Below are 5,238 nucleotides of genomic sequence, written 5' to 3' on the forward strand. Positions count from 1 at the left end.
ATAAGAAAAATCCAACGCGTTGCCATAATGAAAATATCAATGCTTTGCAAAAAAGAATCCTTGAAATAAAAAATTGTGCAATTTTAGCGAATTTTAGATAAATTTTATTTATTTTTTAATGTTTAAATAAAGTTTTTCAATCTCTTTCGCACCTTTCAAAAAGAAAAAATGGTCTCCCCCTAAAACAAAAAATTTAGAATTTGGTATCAATGCGTGGATTTTTTCACCCGATTTTAAAGGTGTAGCAAGGTCTCTTTCTCCCCAAAAAATATAGCACGGACTCTTAAATTCTGCAAATATGCTTGAAAAATCCTCATCTACAACATTTTTAAAAGTCTGATACATCACTTCGTCCATATTTTCTACATCTTTTGAACGCAAAAATTGCTTAAAGATTCTACTTAATCTTGGCACAAACCGATTCAAAGATTTAGCAAGTGCAATTTTACATTGCACCTTAAAGCTTTTTGGCACTTGAATCCCTGCGCTACTTAGCAAAATTAATTCTTTGGGTTCTAATAAAGTCGCGACTTTCCCACCAAAACTATGCCCCATAATGCTACAATGGCTAGGAATCAAAGAAAGCTGCCCTAAAAAAATTTTTAAAATCTCGGCATAGTCGTAGGTATTCAGCGCAAAGGGTGGAGTAGGAGAATTTCCAAATCCAGGCATATCCACATAACAATGCTTAAAATTCTTAAAAAGCCCGCCAAAAGATTGTTTCATCAGAGTTCTACTAGCACCCCAACCATGCAGAATCACAAGCGTCGGAGCGGAAAGGTTTTGGGATTCTAATATCTCATACGAGAGGGAAAAACTCTGCCCCTTATAATCCAATCTTTTTTGCGCCATTATTTACCTTTTGCAAATTGAATTTGGTGTAAAAACTCATAGGTAACTTTGATTTCATCAGGTTTTGGAAGTGCTTTAGAAAGCTGACTTAAGGATTCTTGAAAATCTTTAAATAGATAATTTGCAAGGCTTCCCGGAATTGGATTAATTTCATTTAAATAACATTGATTATCCTTGACAAAAAAATCACAACGAATCAAAGCTCCTTCAAACAAATTTTCATAAAGCTTGCTAAAATTCTCTCGCAAAGCCAACTTCAAATCTTCGCTAATTTCCGCTTCTTTTGCATTACTTGTGCGCGAAAAATCCAAATATTTTTTTTCAAAATCTAAAAATTTCTTTTTTTCTGGCTCTTCCACAAAAGAAAACCTCATTCCCTCTTTGGACTTAAAACCCGCCAAGTTATACTCTTTAATTCCCTCTATAAAAGGCTCAATGAGGATTTTTTCATCAAATTCAAAAGCAGATTCTAGTGCGTATTGCAGCTTTTCTTGCGATTCTACGATACTGATTCCAATAGAGCTTCCAAGCCTAGCGGGTTTAATAATCAATGGGAAAGTTAAATTCTTCGGTATAGGCATATCACGATACAGCACACGATATTCAAGGCTCAAAACCCCCCGACCTTTGGCTAGCAACTTCGTTAGCTCCTTATCAAAGCTTAACACACACGCGGGATTACGCGGACCAATATAAGGAATCCCATAAAAGTCTAGCAAACTCGCTACACTCCCGTCTTCTCCATCTCCTCCGTGGATAAGATTAATAAGAATTGGTAGATTAAGAGGCTTTTCTCCAAAAAATGTGCGCAGATAAAACCCATCTTTTTTGGGATAAATTTTTTGTGCTTTTATGTATTCTTTAGAGCTGAAAAATTTAGACTGCATATTTTGTATTGGAATCAAATAAAAATTATGCAAAGCGTCTAAAAAAACAAAATGCTTCACTTGCGGTAATAATTTCTTTAGAGCAATCGCACTAACTATACTGATTTCGTGTTCATAAGATTTTCCGCCAAATAAAATACAAAAACTCACAATATTTCCTTAAGAATAAATTTTCAAAATCATACCAAAAGTTTAGATAAATTACCACTACACTAGCAAGGACGGGAAATAGAATCACAGGAGCAAGTTCAACCTTGCGGGATTCTACATTACAAAATCGCAAATTTTATGCACTCTGCCTTTGAGATAAAGTCTTTGATTAGATTCTTTTAGATACAAATCCTCTTCGCTTGCGGGATTAAAAAGGCAAGGGTTTGAAATCTTGCCCGCAGAAAACAAATAATAAAACATTGCTGCCATTCCCGTGCCACATGCAAGTGTTTCATCTTCCACCCCGCGCTCAAAGGTGCGCGCAATCACTCTGTCTTGCAAAATCTCTGCGACATTAACATTTGCATTATATTTATGGCGCAAAGAGCGCAAATCCTCTTTGCTCAACTCATTCTTTTTCTCACAAACTAAATGCGGCACTCCTGTGTCAATCAATGCCCAAGTGTTGCCCAATTCACAGATATTTTCTTGCAACACTTTCACACCACTTAACGCACTCTCTACCACATTTTCTTCTAGGGTTGCATCAATCACTCCTGCGAGTGTTAAGAATCTCTGCTTGTAGCTTGCGATTCCTTGATGATACGCATACATCGCTGCTGCACGACTTCCATTTCCGCACATTTGCGCAATACTACCATCACAATTATAAAACTCCCATTCAAAATCATATTCCAAATGTGGCTTTAAAATAATTAAACCATCTGCGCCTACACCTTGATGACGATTACAAATCCTTCGCGCAAGTTTATCAAATGCGCGTTTTTGAGTGCCAAAAGTATGCGTGAGAATAAAATCATTACCACTTGCGGAATATTTACTAAAAAACATTAAGAATCCTTATGTAGGGACTTGAAAACAGAATCTTACCATAAAAGCAAGATTTTCAACACAAAATATGACCCATCATTTTCAAATTGTTTTTAAGGAGAAATAAAAAACACAAAGAGAAAGGAGAATCTCTTTGCTTCTACAATATTAAGAAGATTATCCGTAAAGCTTAAGAAAAATCAATTAGCCTAGCAATGCGTCTAAGCGACTTTGCAAATATTGCGCATTAAAAGATGCAACATAAAGAGAAGCATTTTCTTTTAGTTTTGCAGAATTTAATTGATTGTAATTTTCCGCCAAATCATCTTTCATTAATCCACCTTCCGCAGCTTTCAAATTTACTACGGTATTCATACTTGCATTCACGCCAGATTGGATTCCATTCATTGCAGAACCAATGTCTGCACGACTCATATTAACATTGTTAATAAAATCCAAAATACTTTGTTGATTATTAACATTCAAGCCTGAAACATTGGGGGCTTGCATATTGATGCTTTCTGTTCCATTGCCAGTTACAAAACTCATTTGTCCGCTAAAAACATTTCTACCATTAAAAACTGCTTGACTTGTAGCGTCACTCATTGCTTGAGTTAGTGCGTTTGCTTCACTTTCAATCATTGCTCTTTGCTCATTATTTAATGCAGGATTTCCCAAAGCCACAGAAAGTTCATTCATACGAATCGCAGAATCTGTAATGTTAGAAAGTGTCGCGTCTGCAATTTGCATCACACCTAGTGCGTCATTTGCATTGCGGATTCCTTGAGACATTGAGTTTGCTTGAGATAAAAGTGCATTTGCCAAAGCCAAACTCGCACCATCTGTCGCCTCTAATGGACGAGGAGACGAGATTTTCTTTAACGCGTCTTTCTCATTCTCTTTTGCTTTATTTAGGCTAATCAAACTTTCATTTGCAACTTGTGTATTTCCGATTTTCATCTTCTCTCCTTAAATCGTTAGATTGCTTCCTTGCAATATTTTCAAAATTACAAGCATTTTTCATTCCACTTTTACTTCTTTTCCGCTTTATTTGCCATTTTCTGCTCTAAATACTTCGTGTGAATCACTCCTCTCTTAAAATCTTCATTTTTCATCATTTCCTGATGAAAAGCAATCGTTGTCTTGATTCCCTCAATGCAAAACTCATCTAAAGCACGCGACATTCTTGCAATTGCTTCTTTGCGATTCTTGCCCCATACAATCAGTTTGCCAATCATAGAATCATAAAACATTGGCACAACATAGCCCGCATATGCGTGCGTATCAAGACGCACATTACCACCACCGGGCGCAATCCATTTTGTAATTTTACCCGCTGAAGGATAAAATTTCACAGGATCTTCTGCTGTAATTCTACATTCCATTGCACAACCTTTGAAATGGATTTCCTCTTGTTTGGGCAAACTCTGCCCTTCTGCGATTCTAATCATCAGTTCAATAATATCTAGCCCACTGACTAGCTCGCTTACAGGGTGTTCTACTTGCAAGCGTGTATTCATCTCCATAAAATAAAAATTTTGATTGGAATCTAGCAAAAATTCATAAGTACCTGCACCCACATATTTAATCGCCTTTGTCGCAGTAATAGCAGTTTGCAATAGTTTCTCACGTGTTTTTGGCTCTAATGTAGGGGCGGGGGATTCTTCAATAAGCTTTTGATGTCGCCTCTGCAATGAGCAATCTCTCTCTCCTACATGTAAAACATTGCCGTGTTTATCTGCAAGAATCTGCACTTCAATGTGTTTTGGCTGGTCAATGAATTTTTCCATATAAATTGTGCCATCACCAAACGCACTAATCGCTTCACTTTCTGCTGCAAGATAGGCGTTGAACATATTTTCTTCTTTTTCTACAATACGCATTCCACGCCCACCACCTCCTGCTGCAGCCTTTAAAATCACAGGATAGCCAATTTCCTTGGCAAGTTTCAAGGCTTCTTCTTTGGAGGAAACTGCGCCATCACTACCCGGAATCACAGGCACACCTGCATTTTTCATTACTTCTTTAGCTTTGCTTTTGTCGCTCATTAACGCCATTACATCAGGATTTGGTCCTATAAACTCCATCTTATGGTGCTTACAAATTTCAACAAAATTTTGATTCTCACTCAAAAATCCATATCCGGGAAAGATTGCGTCTGCATTAAAGAGTTCCGCAGCAGAAATAATGGCTGGAATATTGAGATAACTTTCGCTTGATTTATCCCCGCCAATACACACTTTTGCGTCTGCTAAATCCAAATAATGTGCGTCTTTATCCGCTGTGGAATACACTACAATGGCTTTTTTTCCCATTTCTTTAATCGTGCGAATCGCCCTTAAGGCAATTTCTCCGCGATTAGCAATTAAAATGGTATGAATTTCTTTTTGTGTTTCTTGCATTAGATTCTCTCCACCACAAACAAGGGGGAATTATATTCCACAGGCGTCGCATCACTTGGAATAATTTCTTTGATAATGCAATCAAACTCTGCTTCAATCTCATTCATAATCTTCAT

General features: G+C 37.0%; 6 protein-coding genes. All 6 read right to left on the reverse strand.

Annotated features, from left to right (window positions below; translation table 11 throughout):
* Positions 1-108: 108 nt before the first annotated feature.
* Positions 109-852, reverse strand: coding sequence for an alpha/beta hydrolase (locus Q1553_RS06775; protein ID WP_115552290.1), 744 nt, complete (start codon positions 850-852; stop codon positions 109-111).
* Positions 852-1,889 (reverse strand): D-alanine--D-alanine ligase, encoded by a 1,038-nt coding sequence (locus Q1553_RS06780; protein ID WP_115552289.1) that lies wholly within the window; start codon positions 1,887-1,889, stop codon positions 852-854. The genes Q1553_RS06775 and Q1553_RS06780 overlap by 1 nt, the downstream gene beginning before the upstream one ends.
* 114 nt (positions 1,890-2,003) lie before the next feature.
* Entirely contained in the window at positions 2,004-2,741 is a 738-nt protein-coding gene (dapF, locus tag Q1553_RS06785; protein WP_297571852.1) for a diaminopimelate epimerase, read from the reverse strand.
* A 183-nt stretch (positions 2,742-2,924) separates the two neighbouring features.
* Positions 2,925-3,680, reverse strand: coding sequence for a flagellin (locus Q1553_RS06790; protein ID WP_115552287.1), 756 nt, complete (start codon positions 3,678-3,680; stop codon positions 2,925-2,927).
* Positions 3,681-3,751: 71 nt separating this feature from the next.
* On the reverse strand, positions 3,752-5,122 hold the full coding sequence (locus Q1553_RS06795; protein WP_115552286.1) for an acetyl-CoA carboxylase biotin carboxylase subunit: 1,371 nt from the start codon (positions 5,120-5,122) through the stop codon (positions 3,752-3,754).
* Positions 5,122-5,238: biotin/lipoyl-containing protein (locus Q1553_RS06800; RefSeq protein ID WP_300842846.1), on the reverse strand; the 117-nt coding region annotated here is incomplete at its 5' end. The genes Q1553_RS06800 and Q1553_RS06795, both read right to left, overlap by 1 nt.

The sequence above is a fragment of the Helicobacter sp. UBA3407 genome, assembly GCF_949747025.1.
Classification (GTDB): Bacteria; Campylobacterota; Campylobacteria; order Campylobacterales; family Helicobacteraceae; genus Helicobacter_D; species Helicobacter_D ganmani.